General features: G+C 54.8%; 21 protein-coding genes. 10 read left to right on the top strand and 11 right to left on the bottom strand.

Annotated elements, in window-relative coordinates; translation table 11 throughout:
• Positions 1 to 177: 177 nt before the first annotated feature.
• The 3 genes from M4I36_RS04595 to M4I36_RS04585 all read left to right on the top strand — a co-directional run bounded on the left by M4I36_RS04595 (position 178) and on the right by M4I36_RS04585 (position 1,529).
• Positions 178 to 549 carry an ArsR/SmtB family transcription factor gene (locus M4I36_RS04595; RefSeq protein ID WP_258110530.1) on the top strand — a complete coding sequence of 124 codons (372 nt, stop codon included), beginning with the start codon at positions 178 to 180 and terminating at the stop codon, positions 547 to 549.
• A complete protein-coding gene (locus tag M4I36_RS04590; protein WP_258110529.1) occupies positions 524 to 1,147 on the top strand; it encodes a cation efflux transmembrane domain-containing protein in 624 nt (207 codons plus the stop codon). Before M4I36_RS04595 ends, M4I36_RS04590 begins: the two co-directional genes overlap by 26 nt.
• Positions 1,148 to 1,316: 169 nt before the next feature.
• Positions 1,317 to 1,529, top strand: coding sequence for a hypothetical protein (locus M4I36_RS04585; RefSeq protein WP_258110528.1), 213 nt, complete (start codon positions 1,317 to 1,319; stop codon positions 1,527 to 1,529).
• Positions 1,530 to 1,575: 46 nt separating this feature from the next.
• On the opposite strand, the gene M4I36_RS04580 is transcribed toward M4I36_RS04585, so the two are convergent.
• The 8 genes from M4I36_RS04580 to M4I36_RS04545 form a co-directional block, all read right to left on the bottom strand.
• Positions 1,576 to 1,905 carry a zinc ribbon domain-containing protein gene (locus M4I36_RS04580; RefSeq protein WP_258110527.1) on the bottom strand — a complete coding sequence of 110 codons (330 nt, stop codon included), beginning with the start codon at positions 1,903 to 1,905 and terminating at the stop codon, positions 1,576 to 1,578.
• A gap of 142 nt (positions 1,906 to 2,047) precedes the next feature.
• Complete coding sequence (locus M4I36_RS04575) at positions 2,048 to 3,118, bottom strand: sensor histidine kinase (RefSeq protein WP_258110526.1); 1,071 nt, start codon at positions 3,116 to 3,118, stop codon at positions 2,048 to 2,050.
• A complete protein-coding gene (locus tag M4I36_RS04570; protein ID WP_258110525.1) occupies positions 3,115 to 3,804 on the bottom strand; it encodes a response regulator transcription factor in 690 nt (229 codons plus the stop codon). Before M4I36_RS04570 ends, M4I36_RS04575 begins: the two co-directional genes overlap by 4 nt.
• Before the next feature lie 118 nt (positions 3,805 to 3,922).
• The gene (locus M4I36_RS04565) at positions 3,923 to 4,717 is read right to left on the bottom strand and encodes a sulfocyanin-like copper-binding protein (protein ID WP_258110524.1); all 795 of its coding nucleotides are present in this window, start codon (positions 4,715 to 4,717) and stop codon (positions 3,923 to 3,925) included.
• 141 nt (positions 4,718 to 4,858) lie between these two features.
• Entirely contained in the window at positions 4,859 to 5,542 is a 684-nt protein-coding gene (locus M4I36_RS04560) for a PIG-L deacetylase family protein (protein ID WP_258110523.1), read from the bottom strand.
• Positions 5,543 to 5,762: 220 nt separating this feature from the next.
• Positions 5,763 to 6,152: a hypothetical protein gene (locus M4I36_RS04555; RefSeq protein ID WP_258110521.1), complete on the bottom strand. Its 390-nt coding sequence runs from the start codon at positions 6,150 to 6,152 to the stop codon at positions 5,763 to 5,765.
• Between the two features lie 199 nt (positions 6,153 to 6,351).
• Positions 6,352 to 7,455 (bottom strand): hypothetical protein, encoded by a 1,104-nt coding sequence (locus tag M4I36_RS04550; RefSeq protein WP_258110520.1) that lies wholly within the window; start codon positions 7,453 to 7,455, stop codon positions 6,352 to 6,354.
• 129 nt (positions 7,456 to 7,584) lie between these two features.
• Positions 7,585 to 8,259 carry a PspA/IM30 family protein gene (locus M4I36_RS04545; RefSeq protein ID WP_258110518.1) on the bottom strand — a complete coding sequence of 225 codons (675 nt, stop codon included), beginning with the start codon at positions 8,257 to 8,259 and terminating at the stop codon, positions 7,585 to 7,587.
• A gap of 311 nt (positions 8,260 to 8,570) precedes the next feature.
• On the opposite strand from M4I36_RS04545, the gene M4I36_RS04540 reads away from it, so the two are divergent.
• The 7 genes from M4I36_RS04540 (at position 8,571) to M4I36_RS04510 (ending at position 14,016) form a co-directional block, all read left to right on the top strand.
• The gene (locus tag M4I36_RS04540) at positions 8,571 to 9,155 is read left to right on the top strand and encodes a hypothetical protein (protein WP_258110517.1); all 585 of its coding nucleotides are present in this window, start codon (positions 8,571 to 8,573) and stop codon (positions 9,153 to 9,155) included.
• A 182-nt stretch (positions 9,156 to 9,337) separates the two neighbouring features.
• Positions 9,338 to 10,060, top strand: a complete 723-nt coding sequence (locus M4I36_RS04535; RefSeq protein WP_258110516.1) for a plastocyanin/azurin family copper-binding protein — start codon at positions 9,338 to 9,340, stop codon at positions 10,058 to 10,060.
• Positions 10,061 to 10,265: 205 nt separating this feature from the next.
• A complete protein-coding gene (locus tag M4I36_RS04530; protein ID WP_258110515.1) occupies positions 10,266 to 10,505 on the top strand; it encodes an SHOCT domain-containing protein in 240 nt (79 codons plus the stop codon).
• Between the two features lie 181 nt (positions 10,506 to 10,686).
• Entirely contained in the window at positions 10,687 to 11,361 is a 675-nt protein-coding gene (locus M4I36_RS04525) for a PspA/IM30 family protein (protein ID WP_258110514.1), read from the top strand.
• Between the two features lie 710 nt (positions 11,362 to 12,071).
• Positions 12,072 to 12,320, top strand: a complete 249-nt coding sequence (locus M4I36_RS04520; RefSeq protein WP_258110513.1) for an SHOCT domain-containing protein — start codon at positions 12,072 to 12,074, stop codon at positions 12,318 to 12,320.
• Between the two features lie 134 nt (positions 12,321 to 12,454).
• A complete protein-coding gene (locus M4I36_RS04515) occupies positions 12,455 to 13,054 on the top strand; it encodes a class I SAM-dependent methyltransferase (RefSeq protein WP_258110512.1) in 600 nt (199 codons plus the stop codon).
• 170 nt (positions 13,055 to 13,224) lie between these two features.
• The gene (locus tag M4I36_RS04510) at positions 13,225 to 14,016 is read left to right on the top strand and encodes a class I SAM-dependent methyltransferase (protein ID WP_258110511.1); all 792 of its coding nucleotides are present in this window, start codon (positions 13,225 to 13,227) and stop codon (positions 14,014 to 14,016) included.
• Positions 14,017 to 14,448: 432 nt separating this feature from the next.
• On the opposite strand, the gene M4I36_RS04505 is transcribed toward M4I36_RS04510, so the two are convergent.
• The 3 genes from M4I36_RS04505 to M4I36_RS04495 all read right to left on the bottom strand — a co-directional run bounded on the left by M4I36_RS04505 (position 14,449) and on the right by M4I36_RS04495 (position 16,519).
• Positions 14,449 to 15,069: an undecaprenyl-diphosphatase gene (locus tag M4I36_RS04505; protein WP_258110510.1), complete on the bottom strand. Its 621-nt coding sequence runs from the start codon at positions 15,067 to 15,069 to the stop codon at positions 14,449 to 14,451.
• Positions 15,070 to 15,325: 256 nt separating this feature from the next.
• Complete coding sequence (locus M4I36_RS04500; RefSeq protein ID WP_258110509.1) at positions 15,326 to 15,850, bottom strand: prepilin peptidase; 525 nt, start codon at positions 15,848 to 15,850, stop codon at positions 15,326 to 15,328.
• A gap of 60 nt (positions 15,851 to 15,910) precedes the next feature.
• On the bottom strand, positions 15,911 to 16,519 hold the full coding sequence (locus M4I36_RS04495; RefSeq protein ID WP_258110508.1) for a hypothetical protein: 609 nt from the start codon (positions 16,517 to 16,519) through the stop codon (positions 15,911 to 15,913).
• Between the last annotated feature and the right edge of the window lie 3 nt (positions 16,520 to 16,522).

The raw sequence follows: 16,522 nt of genomic DNA, 5'->3' as shown, positions 1-16,522 counted from the left end.
TTGAGGGATCGTGTACACGGCAACCGGGCGTTTCCCATGTACCCTATCCATTTCATTTTCGCAGCCGGATAGATCATAACCAAAAACGGGCAGCATTCTGCTTGTCATTTTGTCTTGCGTCATGAATTCAAAATGCATACACTATATTCAAACAAACATTTGAATGAGGGTGTATGCATGCCAAAATGGGACATGTGTCAAATCGAATGTGTGGACATGTCGAAAGTGGAACGAATTCGGCCTTTGCTGGATCAAACAGAGCAAATGCTCACTGTGTTCAAAGCACTGGCCGACGCAAACCGCCTACGAGTCGCTTTTGCATTGGCAGAGGAAGAGATGTGTGTGTGTGAAGTGGCAGTTTTATTGGATACAAGCGTGCAGAACGCTTCGCACCATTTGCGGGTTCTCAAGAATACGGGATTGGCAACTTACAGGCGTGAAGGGAAACTGGTTTTTTACAAGTTGAGAGAAAACTGCGCAATGGTATTCGGTTCGGTGCAGGAATTGCTTGGGGGCGATATGGTTGACAGTTCAAGCTATACAGGTTAGAAAAGGAATAACCATTGAAGTTGTCAGCATCCTTTGGATGATGATTGAGGCTGCAGTTGCGATCGGAGCGGGAATTGCCGCGCACTCTCTGGCACTCACGGCATTTGGGGCTGACAGCGTGATCGAGCTGATCGCGGGAGGCGTCCTGCTGTGGCGGCTGTATGTGGAAGCGAGCGGCGCCAGTCTGGCGCGTGTGCAACAGGCGGAGCGCACCGCATCGTGGGTTGTAGGATCGGCGCTTCTTCTGCTGGCCTTATACATCGCGGCGGCAGCGGTCCATGAACTGTGGGTTCACAGCGGGGCTGACACCAGTGTACTGGGGATTGCACTTTCGGTCGCCTCCGCGCTGCTCATGCCTGTGGTGGCCCGGGCGAAGAAGCGGATTGGCAGTGAAATCGGGAGTAAGGCACTACGGGCCGATGGCTCATGCAGTATGGTGTGCGCCTATATGGCGTGGACAGTGCTTGCGGGTGTCACACTGACTGCCTTGTTCGGCTGGTGGTGGGTGGACGGCGTCTCCGCCTTGGCCCTGTTGTACTTCGTGGTCAAAGAAGGCTGGGAAGCCATTCAGGCGGCTCGCGGCGTTGCCGATACCTGAGGCTGTGATTAAAATGCGCCTCGGTGAGGCGCAGCAAGTACAGTGAGTGCTTGTCAGGATAGACTTTCATGCCTGAGTTTTGCGAAGCAAAATCTCAACGCTTGCGCGCCAACAACAACAGGGATGAAAATTCGCCTGCGGCGATTTTTTGGGATAGGGGAGCAGCTATATGCTAACTGTTTTTGGAGCAACGGTTGTCACGTTGATGATGATTTTCTATGCCTTGGAATCACGGTCGAGATGGTTTACATTTGCGTTTGCGATATCCTGTTTGGGGTCGGCAACGTATGGATGGCTTGCCGGGACATGGCCATTCGGAGCCGTGGAAACCGTGTGGGCTCTTGTAGCCTTCCGTAAGTGGCATGCCTTGGGCGTAAAATAACAAACTGATGCGATGGCCCGATCAGAACGAAGACTCGCAGATTGAGCTAATCGGCGTCGAAGCGCCGCGAATGATCGCCTGAAGTGGGGGAACGTTCTCCACAGTATGGACACAGACGCCACGATGGTTCGAGTTTGCGTCCGCAAGCCTTGCAGCGCAAAACCTCCCGTGCACTCCGAGCCATGAGACGGTATACGGTCGTTCCCAGAACAACGACGAGGAGCATCAGCACGATGAGAAACAGTGTCATCGCCAAGGGCATCGAGAACATCATCCATCCCATCGGATTTCTGTTCCATGCGCTACCCACTGTAATCAGACACAACAGCCCAAGAAATACAAGACCGCCCGCCGCAATCCATCCGCTTCGTCGCATCGCATTCACCCCCTGATCTCGCTGTATATCCGGGTTAGACTTTCATGCCTGAGTTTTGCGAAGCAAAATCTCATTTAATCAGCACCAACAACCGGGAAGAAAATACGCCTGCGGCGATTTTCAGGCAAGACCCGCATGATCCTTATTGCCGAGACTCAATCGCGTTTTTCGGAATGACGATGATCATCGTCGTGCCCACGCCTTCCTCGCTGTCTGCTTCGACAGTGCCGCCGTGCAACTCAGCGATGCGTTTCACCATGGCCAACCCCAGTCCCGTTCCACCCTGCTGGCGGGAGCGGGATTTGTCCACCCGATAGAGACGCTCCCATACAAAGGGCAAGTCCTCCTGTGGTATCCCTATGCCAGTATCGCGAACGGCAATCTGGATCGAGTCCCCCCTTGGCCGAATGAAGATTTTGACCTGCCCTGGCGCTGATGTGTACCGAAAAGCGTTGTCGAGAAGGTTAAACAACACCTGCTCCATGCGAGCGACATCGACATCAGCCGTCAAGCCCGGTTGCGACGATACACTCAGCCCGAGGCCCTTTTCTTCCATCTTGGGTCTCATGCGCTGTGCGACGCGGATCGCCAGTTCGCCAATGTCAGCGGTCTCCCTGGTGATGCGCAGAATCCCTTCATCCGCTTGCGCTAAAGTAAACAAATCCTCGATCAGGTGCAGGACGCGGTCCGTCTCATCGCGAATGAGGCGCAGATACTCCTGTTCCTCATCCCCTGTCTTGGCGAGCCCATCCGCAACCACCTGACTGTATCCCCGTACATACGTGAGCGGCGTCCGCAGTTCATGAGCCACATCAGCCAAAAATTCTTTCCGTGAAGCGTCCAGTCGCTGCAACCGTCTGGCCAGTTCGTTGATGGCCTCTCCCAGCCGCGCCACTTCATCGTCGCCCCGCGCAGGCACACGCGCATCAAGATGACCCTGCCCGATCTCGTGTGTTACATTGATCATCTGGACAAGTGGCTGAGCCAACCGCTGTGACAGGAATACGGTCAATCCGGTCGCCAGCAAAATTGCGCCAACCGCCGACAGAATGAGCAGCAGCTCGACCCGCCCCGATGTGACCTGTCCTGCGCCGCGAGACACCAGCACATGACTGATCAACTGATGCAAAGACAGGTAGAGAGCCAGAAGATCCACCGCGATCAGCCCTATGATGGACAGCCCAATTTTAATGGCGATGCTCCTGCGAATCATACCGACACCTCAAACTTGTACCCGACGCCCCAAACAGTGGCGATCGGATCGCTCTCGATTCCGGCTGACCGCAACTTCTCCCGAATGTTCTTGATGTGCGTATCGACGGTGCGACTGTCGCCGTCGTATTCCGCACCCCATACCAGATCAAGCAACTGTTCACGGGCAAATGTGCGCCCTGGCCGCTTGACGAACAGCACCAGGATCTCAAACTCCTTGGGTGTCAGGTTAACGACATGGCTGCCCACAAAAGCCTGCCGATTCTCGATATCCACCCGCAGTGGCAGTCCGGGAATGTCGTACACCGGTTCGTCATTGCGATACGCGCGCCGCAATAGGCTCTCGACGCGCGCGGCCAGTTCCCGTCCGTCAAACGGTTTGACCAGATAGTCATCCGCACCCGCCTTGAGGCCTGCCACCTTGTGTTCCACCGCATCCCTCGCCGTCAATAACAGGATCGGAATATCCCGGTTCTGTTTGCGGATTCGGCGGCATGTCTCGATCCCATCCATCCCAGGCATCATGACATCAAGCACAACCAGATGATACAATCCTCCATCCAGTTCTTTCAGGCAGGACAGTCCATCTCCCGCCTCGACCACTTCATATCCCGCTTCATTGAGATAAATCCGAATCAGGCGACGCATGGGAGCCTCATCATCGACCGCCAGGATACGCCGTTGCATCCAGTGCACCTCCCTTGAAAAGCCACGTCCGCGCGTCCGTGGTCGCGAAACGTGGCTTTGCGCCGTCTTCTACGAATCCGCCTGTAGTTTCCTTACCACAAGAGCGTCAGTCCGACTGTCACGTGACACGCAACGTTCCGTGCATGCCCTGTTGTGCATGCCCTGGCACTGGACAGAGATAATAGTACGTTCCCGCGCGCAGATTGAGCAACCCCGAAGTCGTGTCATATTGCGCTGACGGCAGCGCCTTCGTCGTCCGCTGAGGAAGCGGCATCTGGAGAAAATCAGTATTGATGGCCATCATGGACATGAACGGGTAGGGCGGAGGCGTTGTGGTGACCTCAAACCCATGCATGTAGCCCCAGTCTGTATTGACGAGCGTCACACGAACCTGTGCCTTGGACGACACCACAACCGTAGGATTGACCAGCCCGTCGATCTCCCACGTCATATTGGGTTTCCCGTGCGGCGAAGCGAGCGCGACGAGCGTCACATTTTGACCCTGGTACGTAACGGTGTTCGTTTTGCGATTGATGACCGCACCCGCTTCACCTTGCCGAACAAGTTGACTCAGTTGCGCATTGTTGACCAGAGAGCGGTTGGCGCCCCGAGCGCCGCCTCCCATCATGCCATAACCGCCGCTACCATTCGCGCCCGAACCGTAGCCGCCCATCATGCCGTAACCGCCGTCGCCGTTCGCGCCCGAGCCGTAGCCTCCCATCCTGCCGTAACCGCCGCCGCCATTCACACCGGAACCGGCGCTCCCCACATTTGATGGGGCTTGGCCCATCATGGCAGACCAGTTGGTTGCATATTGTCCATGGCGCGCAGTGGTGGCTGCAAATACCGAGCCTCCCGCAATCAATACAGACGTAGCGACAATCGATGGTGCGATCCAATGTTTCAGTTTCATGATATACCCTCCCTTTCATGTAGCCATCGTACCGTGGATATGTGAAGAAAGTATGGGGGCAAGATTGGTGACTGCGTGTCGCGAGACGCAAAGCGGATACCCTCTTGCCAGCAGGCGTGGATCAACCGTACCCCTGACTTTCTATAGATACAGATTAGAGTGCCACATCTTGCGAAAGGGTTCGATGGTCATCTGCACATCCGGGTTCATTTGATTCATGATGCTACGCAGCCGCACTTCATCGACATCCGGGCCAAATTGACTCGCATGTGCGCTCGCCGCGTATAGTTTGCGTTCGAAGACGTCGGTGATATCCACATAATAATTCGGCTCGTCACAATGAAACAGGTATAACTCTTGGCTCCGGTGGCATTTGATGTCGTCCGTGATCTGTCCATTATAGTACCAACAATTGGCGCCCAAATGAGCCGCCTCAATCATCGCAAAGCCGATTTCACGGTGATCCGAGTGAATCTCATAGCGCTTCCACGGATCAAATGTCAGCACAACATCGGGCCGAATCGAGCGAACCAGACGAAACAGCGTTTCCTTTAGATCTTCGGCATACTGCAACTCGCCATCCCGATACCCAAGTTGAACCACTTCTTTCACGCCAAGCCGGTGTGCGGACATGTCCATCTCTTGACGTCTTGCCGCAGCAATGGACTCCGCGGTTAGCATCGGATCGTGGCTCCCTTTTTCGCCCTGTGTTCCCACCACCACCGTCAGCTCATTTCCCGCATCGGCTAGCCGCAAGAGGGTGCCCGAACAAAAAACTTCGTCGTCTGGGTGAGCAATACAGACGACGATACGCTTTTCCTGCATGGTACTATTCCTCCTCAATTCAGTTCCGACCTGTTTCGCCCCGGCTCGCACTGCAGACAGGATGCTGCCGAAATAACTCTGGACGTGCGAGGCGGAAGCGGAATCCAAAGGAAATCATTTTGAATGCCTGTCCACTCCGGATTCACCAGCCTGTCAGTTTCACAAATCCGAGCGCTTCGCCATCCTTATAACAATTAATCCTATATGGGCGTTGTTGAGGTTATCGATTGTACGCAGATCCCCCACTCATGCCGCCGCCGCCCATCATGCCGCCACTCCCGACTGTGCCGCCAAACCCAGCCGTCATGCCGTTTGCGCCGTTTACACCCTGAGCGCCACCACCCATCACACTGGAACCGACGCTCCTCATCCTGCTATAACCACCACTACCATTCACACCGGAACCGGCACTCTCCATCCTGCTATAACCACCCCCGCCATTCACACCGGAACCGGCGCTCTCCACATTTGCTGTGGCATGGCCCGTCACGGTAGACCAATTGGGTGCATATTGTCCATGGTGCGCAGAAGTGGCCGCAAACACCGAGCCGCCCGCAATCAAAACAGACGTAGCGACAATCGATGGTACGATCCAATGTTTCAGTTTCATGATATACCCTCCCTCGTATCACGTATGTCATCGTACCGTGGATGTGTGAAGAAAGTATGGAGGGCAAGCATTTGCCGGCCACCCTCACAGGAACGGCGCGGCCACGATTCTGAAACGTAGTCCACACAGTCCATCACGCTGTGTCCGCATGAAAAATGGGCCATGTGGACCATAGCCGTCAGTCAGCCCCGATCACCGTCTAGTCTGCGCAATAATGCCGCGAACCCGTCCTGTCAAACGAAGACCGCGTAACAAATCGCCCCGCTGTGCCAGCTTCGCCATAATCCCAGACAAACACATGCCCAGACGGAATCGAATGTCCGACGACCCGAACGGATCCGCGAGCCACTTGATACACAGGCTGAAAAGGACAACAATGCCAATAACCATTCTCACGGATATCTCCCTGATGAAGTAATCGCGCTACGGTATGCTCGTATTCGCGTTCCCCATCCGTTATCCGATGCACACTCCAGAGTTCAGCGAGATCCTTTTCTGCCGCCTCCCACTCCCCAGAGCGGCGAATCTGCAACTGCGCCGCTTCCGATGTGATCTTCCAGACATCCGCAGAATCGAGTCGCGTCCTCACCGTACTTTTGCCCGTTGGATTTTTGTTTGCTGCAAAAGGCCGCAATGCCGACGGGTCTTCCAGCGCCTGGACGACTACCAGACACTCCGCCAGCACCTCCCAGTACTTCTGTTCTGCCTCTTCGTGCGTTTTGATCGACACATGCTGTCCACCCATAATAAAACCCACCATCGCGTCGGCCACCCGGCGATTAATCCCTGCCTTCTCATTGAGAAGGAGCGCTTCCCTGTACGTGTCTGGTTGCAGGCGAGCACGCTCCAACCCTTCCTGCAGCAGATCCTCCATTGCGGCCGCCGCCCGCCGCATGCCCGCCAAATGCTGAACCGGACACGCCCCATGCGCTTCGACCCTTTTGCCCAAACGGACCGGAAGAACCATTTTGGCGCTTCCCGCAAACATCGCCTCCTGGCGTGCGCCAATCAACAACTCCGGGATACGCTCATACCATGATTCCGCGAGTTCATGCGTGATCACGGGAACAGGCGCAACGGCGGTTCCTACACTTGAAAACGCGTCGAACAGCAGGGCGTCCGCCATCACCTGAAAGCCTTTGGCCGCACGCAAAAGGGCCAGCGCACGCGGCGCCCCGCAGTCGGCCAGTTCCACTTCAACTCCATACACTTCTTCACCAATTCTGCGAAACGCCGCAAGATGCTCAGGTGGGCAAGTATGCAATCCAGACAGTACATCTCTTATCCTGTTGAACAGTTCCATCTCAGCACCCTCCCACAGCGCGTTCACAAACAACAAACCACCTGCCGGAATGGCGCAGTGTGGTCATGGGCGATCTCCCTGTCAGCTTGGTGTTTTCTGCGCGCACCACAAGACTGCGAATCTGAATCATCAGGACTCGAAATTCACTTCTTCCTTCAATTTCGCCAACGCGTCATCCACATGGTTTTGCGACTGATTCTTTTGAAGTTGTTCCATTTCATAAGACAGGGAAGCGGTCAAACTGCTATGCGCCGCCTGCGCCTCGGCCTCCCGCTGCTCCACTTTTTCCTCCATTCGGTCAATCCTAAAAAACGGATCCTCTTTGCCAATCCCGGCAATCGCAACCGCGGCGCCTCTTTGCGCGACAGCGGCGCGGTTACGCCGGATCAGTTCCACACGGCGCTCTTTGGCCTCGTCCAGTTTATTCTCCAACAATTGATACTGCTCCTTCATCTGGGCAGACGTGGCCTCGGCCCCCGCCAATTCCTGCTGCAAATGATCCAGACGCGTCTTTTCCTTCTCTTCTTGCTCAAGCGCCTTGCGCGCCAGGTCTTCCCGGCTTTGCTGCATCGCCAGTTTCGCCTTCTCATGCCAATCTGCGATGGTCGCTTCGCAAGTATGCAGTTGCTTTTCAACGAGAATCCGGTTGGCTTCAAAGCGATTGACTTCGACCGCGAATCCACGCAAATGCTCGGACGCATCCTCAATATACAGATTCAGACTCTTCTCCGGATCTTCCGCCTTGCTCATCAGGTCATTCAAGTTGGCCCGCACCAAGTCCTTTAGTCTTGTCACCATCGACATACCGTATCCACTCCCAAGGGTTTACGTCTCCACTGCACAACGAGCATACTGCCCACGTGTGAAGAAACTATGAAGATGTACGGCTTTGGCTTGGTTACGAGATAAGCGAAACCGATCAAAATTAATAGTCGCTTTGTGCTATACCAGGATGCCCTACCTTTGTGCTATATGAAAATATCCTATACCGATATAGTATAGTATGTGAAAGAAAGCACAATACAGATTTTTAACGAAGTAATTGATCCATTGCCCGCCTGGGAACACCAGCTCAGTCGTTCGTCTGTCTGGAACGAACAAGGGAGGGAGTCGCCATGCCAAAGGAACTGGTGTGCAAAGAACAGTGCGCAACCCGTTTGCGGATTTTCACTTGGGTATTCGGCGCCGTCTGGCTTATTGACGCCATTTTCAAGTGGTTTCCAGGGTTCATGTTACGGTTTGAAAGCTACGTCACCGGCGCCATGAAGGGTCAACCAAACATCATGATGCCATGGTTCATGTTTTGGGTAAAATTTGTAAGCATCGACCCACTCCTGCTTGCCGTCCTGATCGCCATTCTGGAAACGCTGATTGCGCTGTCTCTGCTGCTGGGATTTGCAAGAAAACCCATGTACATCATGGGCGCAATCACCAGCATCGGCATCTGGACCGTGGCCGAAGGATTCGGCGGCCCGTATGGGTCAGGCGCCACCGACATCGGCGCGGCCGTAATGTACGCCTTCGTTTTTGTGGGGCTTTGGGGACTTGAACAGTTGTCCTCCCCCTACTGCCGTTGGACGCTGGATCAGGTGATCGCGAAAAAATGGCCAGCCTGGAAGAAGATTGGCATGTGGGCTCCTGCTGTACCGAAGACCGAAATGACCGTTCACACGGAAATGCCTTCCCACACGACGGTTTGATTACCCAGACAAAGCACGATCATCCATTCGGACGGATTGCGGGAACCCGATCCGTCCGTATGGCGTCATTGACGTTGAGAAACGCGCTTTTAAAATAGTGTGATCGGCGATATCCATGCACAAACTTTCCACACACTCCAGATCTAAGATGAAAGCATACTCAAGAAATGGGGAGATTCTGAATGAGACGAAGTACGATCCTGGTTCCAACTCTGTTAATCGGTCTTGCCATCGGAGGGCTGGCCATATCTCAAATTATTGCCGCCATCAATTTTGGCGGCGGCTCTGTGTCAAACGCCCCATGGAACAACAATAGTGGCTGGGCTGGCATGATGGGCCAGGCAGTTGGACCAGGCGGCGCTTCCTCTACAAACGGAAATGGCTGGGGCAACGCGATGGGTTCTATGATGAATGGGTTCTCTCGTCAAGTGGGTACCGTCAAACCGTCTTCTGCAGAACGCGACATGAACGCATCTTTGCAGAACGCGACCGTCGATAAGGCCAACAACTCAATCACTTACGCAGGACAATCGGTCAAAATTGTGGTGTTGGGAAGTCCGATGATGACGGGAGCGGACGACAGGTTTGTCATCGGAGGGCTGGTCAATCCCACCATCCATGTACCCAAGGGAGCCCAGGTCGCAGTCGAGTTGGTGAATGAGGACACCGGCATGCCGCACGGATTCGAGATTATGCAGGCGCGGCCACCCTATGCGTACATGTCCATGATGCAGGGCGGGATTTATCCAGGGTCGTTCATTGCACCGATCCCGGCGGCCAACAAGGACCAGTATCCGATGGCCACGACCACCTTTACGGCCACTCAGTCAGGTGAGTACAACTACATCTGCCAATATCCCGGCCATGCTGCACAGGGAATGTATGGACAGGTCCTCGTTGGCTAACTCCGCGAGACACCCCGCTTTGTTGTGAATCGACGTTCGCCTCCATAAGGTCAATGGCGCACCTTATGGAGGCGAACCCTCATCTGTGCGGCCGTCTCGGGATGGTGTCGCGGAGCGGAAAATGCAGTGGCGTGAACACAGAAAATGTCCATCACACTTTCATCACAAAGATCGTTTATGCTGGAATTCGAGAGGAGGTCTTGGTATGGGATGTGGCTCTCACCATTCTCACAGCGATGATCACCACAGGCGGATTCCGTCGCGCGATGTCGATCGCCAGGGCTTGGAACGCGGCGAATCATGGCGTCAGATCCTGAAACAGCGGCTGGCCAGCGGTGAAATCAGTACAGACGAATACCGCAAAATGCTTCAGGTGCTGCAGGGTGAGCCGATGATCGATCGAAAAGAGTGGGAAGCAGACGAATTCGGTCCCGTGCAGTTGTGACAATCCCGCTATCACACTGACATAACCTCACGTTCCTCAGGGGGTGAGAAGAACTGGTTTCATGGAAGGCGATCCATGCGCTTCCCTGCAATCGGGTGTATCTGTTCACACAGATGACGATCATCGAATTGCGATGAGTTTCGCGGTGGAATCATGGAGTACCCCAAGGGAGGTCATTGATATGGCGGTTTTCAAGAGGATTCGCGACATCACGGCCGCATCCGTTAACGACATGCTCGATAAAGCAGAGGATCCAGTCAAGATGATTAACCAGTTTCTGCGCGACATGGAGGAAGATATTGCGGAGGCAGAAATGGCGGTCGCCAAGCAGATCGCCATTGAGAAACGGTTTCTGGAACAGCGCGACGGGGCGGCGGCGTTGGTCGAAAGGCGTCAGGAGCAGGCGGAGAAGGCTCTGGAACTGGGCAATGAAGAACTCGCCCGCAAGGCGTTGCAGGACAAGAAGGATCAACAGGAGAAAGCGGACACGTACGGCAGTGAATATGATAAATCAAAGACGATGGCCGATGAGCTTCGGCATAAGCTGGAGCAAATGAAAGACGAATTTATGAAAATGAAAAGCAGACGGGAAATGCTCGTCGCACGCGCTGACGCGGCGAAGGTGCAAAAACAGATCAATCATACGATGGGCAACTTTGGAACGGAGAACGCCGCCCGTGGGTTTTCGCGTATGGAGGAGAAAGTGAACCAGCTTGAAGCGGAAGCGGAGGCGAGCAATGAACTGCGCACGCCGTCAAAGTCTCTGGATGATGAGTTCAAACACTTGGGAGACAACGGAGTCGGAGATGAACTGGCAGCACTGAAGGCCAAGATGGCGGAAAAGAATCAACCGTAGATTCGTATCCAAAACTGGTCGAGGAAGAGACGCTTGCAGGGGCTCGGCTTGCACCATATATGCGCGCAGAGCGTGCATGATGATCAATGAATGCGCGTGGGCGATGCCATGCAAAATGGGCGCATGGACTTTCCCAACCAGGTTTTTGTGCGTGATGTACTGGGGTAAATAGATCACTCCTCCTCACACTTTCCTCACATACGCCTGCTACACTGCGTCTTGTGAAGGACACGACGGTTCGTCCAGGAGACGAACCTGCGCGAACCGAGCACAAATTGAATGAGGGGCGGGTTCGACGGTGCGGCTGGGAGTGGCGGCATGATAAGCTTCGGATGGTCAGGTATGGGCGACGCCGTGAGGGGGAATCTACCGTGTAGAGCGCCGCGGCTGTCAAACGCGCAACTCGCCTCACCGGTGCACGCTGGAGAACAAGGCGCCGTCATCGACAAATCGGCCAACCGCGTCGTTTATCACGGACGGGCGATTGCGCCTCGGTCCTTGCCTCTCCGCTTGGGGCTCCGAACATGGCCTGAAAAATTTACTGATGAGGGGCTTATCGCCAAGCAAGGGGACGTACGGTTGCTTGTGCCCCGTTCCGGAATATGCGGCTTACGGGATGCACGGCCGTCTGGCCGTTCCCTGAACGGAAAACTTTGCATTCTTGAAGATGTATTTGGGAACACGAATATGGCCAAGGAGGCGAGAAAATCATGATGTACGGTTTTTATGGAAACGGCGGATGGGGGAATTACGGTTGGATCATGATGTTGGGGAGCAGTATTTTTTGGCTGTTGATACTGGCCGCGGTTGTGTGGTTGCTGGTTCGTTTGTTTCAAGGACGTGCCTTCACGGGTGAACCTCACCGGGACAACGCGCAAGAGATCCTTCGGGCCCGCTTCGCGCGGGGCGAGATCGACGAGGATGAGTTCCATTCCCTGTCGGAGAAGTTGAAATCCTGAAGTGGAGTGTGTCGAGTTGATTCTTCAGCCAACTCGATCCGGAGACTCTCCGTAGGTTCCACATTGTCGGCGGGAGCCGTGATCCTGATGGTCGTCCAGCATGTTGTGGGTACCTGGAGGGAGGAGAAATTGACTTGTGCGTCGATCACCCGGTGTTCAGTCGGCTGTATATCTGGGGACAGGATTATATGGAGCGCGCTGTGGGGGATGTCCGAACGCAGCAGAATGAACGCGCATATGGCCGCACGCTCATCGTGGGAGCGGGCTCCGGTCTTGATGTGGCAGCCCTTGGCGCCCAGGTAACCGAACTCGTGCTGCTGGAACCAGATTCGCTGTTGAGCGCGTATCTACGCAAGGAGTACCTGGACATCCATCTTGTAACGTCTGCGGCAGAACACATGGAGTTAGAGAATCAAACGTTTGATACTGTCATCACCAGCTTGGTCCTGTGCTCTGTGTTTGACGTTACGCAGGTATTGGATGAGATTTACCGCGTGCTGAAACCTGGTGGTCAGTATCTCTTCATGGAGCATGTGAAACACGACGCCACTCTGGCTGGCATGATTCAGACTTCGCTGACTCCGCTTTGGAAGCGGATTGCTGGCGGTTGCAGGCTTAACCGGGATATCAAATCGGAGTTGATCCGTTCACCGCTTACTCTTTTGCGATACGAACTCGTTAAACCGAACTACCTCATTCCCATCGTGACGGGTCAGGCATTGCGCCAGACATAGCGCTGTGTCGTTCTGGGAGGGTTGGCACGTGAATCAGGCTGGAAGGGTCACGAGAGGATAGGAAACTGAAACTATTTGATACCCATGCGGCAATCTCTGAATTTCCATCACATTTTCCTCACACTTCTATGGCAAGTTGAAGTTGATCAAATAGTGAAGGGAATGGGACAATGAGCTCACAGACCGATTGGCAAGAAATCGTCGTACCTGAGAAGTTGATGAACCACATGGCGGAAGGATTGCGTGCCAGCCAGGAAGGCCGTGACGCCAAAGACACCCCCATTTTTCAGGAAATTCTGTCGCATCTCGGAGCACAGCGGTCCGTTGTCGACATCGGCGCGGGCGTCGGCCGCTTTACGGTTCCGCTTGCCGAACATGGTTGCACCGTGTGGGCGGTCGAACCTTCGGAGTTGATGCGGGCGCATTTGCAAGAGGCTGTGGCCATCAAGGAATTGGAATCAGCGGTTCACACGCTGCCTGGAATGTGGCCTGACGTCGAAGTATCCGCCGCAGAAGTCGCATTGGCTGCCTTCGTGATTCATTTTTCGCCGCGCCCTCGTGAATTTGTCAGAGCCATGGAAGCGGCGGCGACAGAACGGTGTGTGGTGGCGATCCACGTTGATCCCATGTTTTCTGGCATCAACGATCTCTGGCGGGTCTTTCATCCAGACCGTATGGCGCCGCAGCCTCCTGTGTTTAGGGATTTGTATCCGCTGCTTCTGGAAGAGGGCATCGTTGCGGATGTACACGTGTATGAGGAACCGCGCAACGGCGGATTTTGGCGTGATCCAGCCAAAGCTCTTGAAGGATTGGCGGAACTGCTGCAGATCGAAACAGACGTCGAGCGCGAGCAATTGGCCGTCCTGTTGAGGGAACGCATTGAGAAACAAGGCGGCGCATTCTCGTTCGCACCGCAAGCCAGTCGTATCGCTGTCGTGTCTTGGCAGCCGCGCATGACATAGCGCCACTCGGGCTGCTGTTGTAAGGGTAGAGAGCATTCGTCCACGCAAAAAAACACCACTTAAGCCGAGTGGATCCAGGTGGTGTTTTGTGTGCGCCTTCCCGGTGGATGCGTCAAGAAAATCACCGAGAGGCGGAACATTTTTCCCACACCTCGCAGATAACCAGCGGAATCCCACTTTCTCGTCGATTTGTGCGTAGCACGGGACTTTGCGGCCTTCACTCCGTGATGCTGAATTGGCGGATGATCACCGTGCGCGTGGGTACGTCGCCTCGGACGCTGCGGCGTGATTGCCGCTTTCTCGTATGCGTGGACGATCGGTTCGTGGTGTTTTGCCGCCGCTTTGCGATGCACCGCCACTTTCAGGGTGGTGGTCGACTGCTGGGAAGGATCAATACGATGCGACCTAGTCGCAGGCATCCGTTCAAAAACATCATTGCGCCGACCGATTGGCGTCAATGCGGGAGACAGAGTGGGCTTTTTCCCCAAGTCGGAAGAGTCGTAGCCCGATCTTGGTGAAGGGACGGATATACCGTTCCAATCGCCACGTCACGACATTCGTTACCCATCCTATGGCCACGCCGGCCAACACGTCCGTCGGCCAATGCACTCCTACATACACCCGTGCAAACGCCACCAAGATAGCCAGTATCAGAAATGAGCGCTGCACCCATTTTGGACCCCGTTTTCGGCTTCCAAAGGCAAAGGCAAAGCTTCCCGACGCGTGATCACTGGGAAATGATGAGTCCTGGGAATGGGGAATCAACTGATGAAACGTTCCGTTGGGAAGGACGACAAATGGGCGCGGTCTGTACCAGATATGTCCGATAACGACATTGATCACAAGTGCGAGTATGCCGGAACAACCGGCAACGATCAAGCCATGCCGCGTCTGGCCGTCTTCTTTTCGCAATGTGAACCATGCGACGAGAAAGAGTACCGCGTAGATTTCCAATGCGTCGCTGGCGATGAATTTCATGAACGCATCCACGATGGCAACATGACCGGACAGGTTGTTAACCGCGTGATATAGGGCTTTGTCAAACGGATTCATAGAGTGCCTCCCGAGAAATAGAATGAGGGCGGTCGAGGCTTCGTGCTGTCGTCGACACCACTCGGTTTTTGTCTTCGTGATTAAAACGGCACAATGGGCGATAAAGTTCGCGAGTCCCGATAATGCCTGTGGCGGACTGCCTGGGGATGTAACCGTGCGCCTCGCCGCCACTTGTAAGGCGGCCTTTGCCACCAATAAACCGGTGTTCTGACAGTATCCATCGTCCAACCGCTCTCGTGCTGCACCTCCGTGTGATTCAATGCAACACAACTACGGATATGAGACACAACCCGCCATACGACATCATGGCCGCCGCGCTGACAAACGTCGCCAACGGAATACTGCGCTCGCTGCCCTTCGCTAAAAGCCATATTCGCCCATGGACGGTACTCACCCATTTCGTCAATACGATTGCAAATATCCATAGGCCAAGAGTGGGGAAGACGCCGAGGGCCATCCCATAGACCATCGACATCTTCCAATCGCCCTGTCCCCACTGACCCAATAAGGTGGGCGCCAGCATGAGAATAGTTACCAATACAAACGAAAAGAGGGCGGCTGGCGCCGCCCGAAAGTAGTATTGCAGACAAAAGATCATCAGTAACCAGGCGAGAGTCCAGGCGTTCGGGATGCGCCGCTCCCGCCAATCAAACCACGCGGCCACTACCCCATATAAGAGTAGCCCCGCCCACACCAACTGGTTATGCGCACTCCACCAGCCGCCGTTCATCGGTCCGCTAAAAAGAGCATTCCATAGCCTCGCAGATCCTGGCATGACCATTTCACCGCCCCTTCTCGTCATCTGCCTTTCCTTTCTATTTCCGTAAGGGTGCCCCGCTTTTTAGCGGATCGCAACCGGCACCCACTGCTCTACACGCACCGTAACCCAACCGTACACGGGTACCGTTCTGTAACCGGTGAATGTCTCCACACGAGTGACCGGCACGGACTCGGTCCGATACACCGGGACCGTTTGCGTGCTGTAGACGGGCACCGTTTCATACACGGGGGTCGTCTCCGTGCGGTAGACGGGAACCGTTTTGTACACTGGCTTCTGAATCAGACCCCCGGAACATTCATAGCGCCGGAGACGGACATAGTACATCCATTCTCCGTCACAGACCGATGTCGTGCCCGTCTGCACCCGCTGCGTTCCCACCTGCACTGTCTTGGTGGTCGTGCCCGTCTCCACCTGCTGATAGCCAGTGAAAATCGTCTGGGTGGTGGTTCCCGTCTGCACCCGCTCACTTTGAACCGTCGTTACATCGGTCTGAACCGTGTACGCCTGCCGGGTCGTGCCGGTCTGTTCCCACTGCTCGATCCGCACGGTCCTGTCGTAGCCACCCGTGATCGTCACGGGATTGCTTTTTGCGATCGCCGCGAATGCAGAAGCGGCTGGCAGGAATAGGACGAAAGCAACACCCAAGAGAACGCCTTTCCATCTCATCATTTC

It is taken from the genome of Alicyclobacillus sp. SP_1 (assembly GCF_024706985.1).
Taxonomy (GTDB): Bacteria; Bacillota; Bacilli; order Alicyclobacillales; family Alicyclobacillaceae; genus Alicyclobacillus_I.
This window is presented reverse-complemented; position numbering and strand designations above follow the sequence as displayed.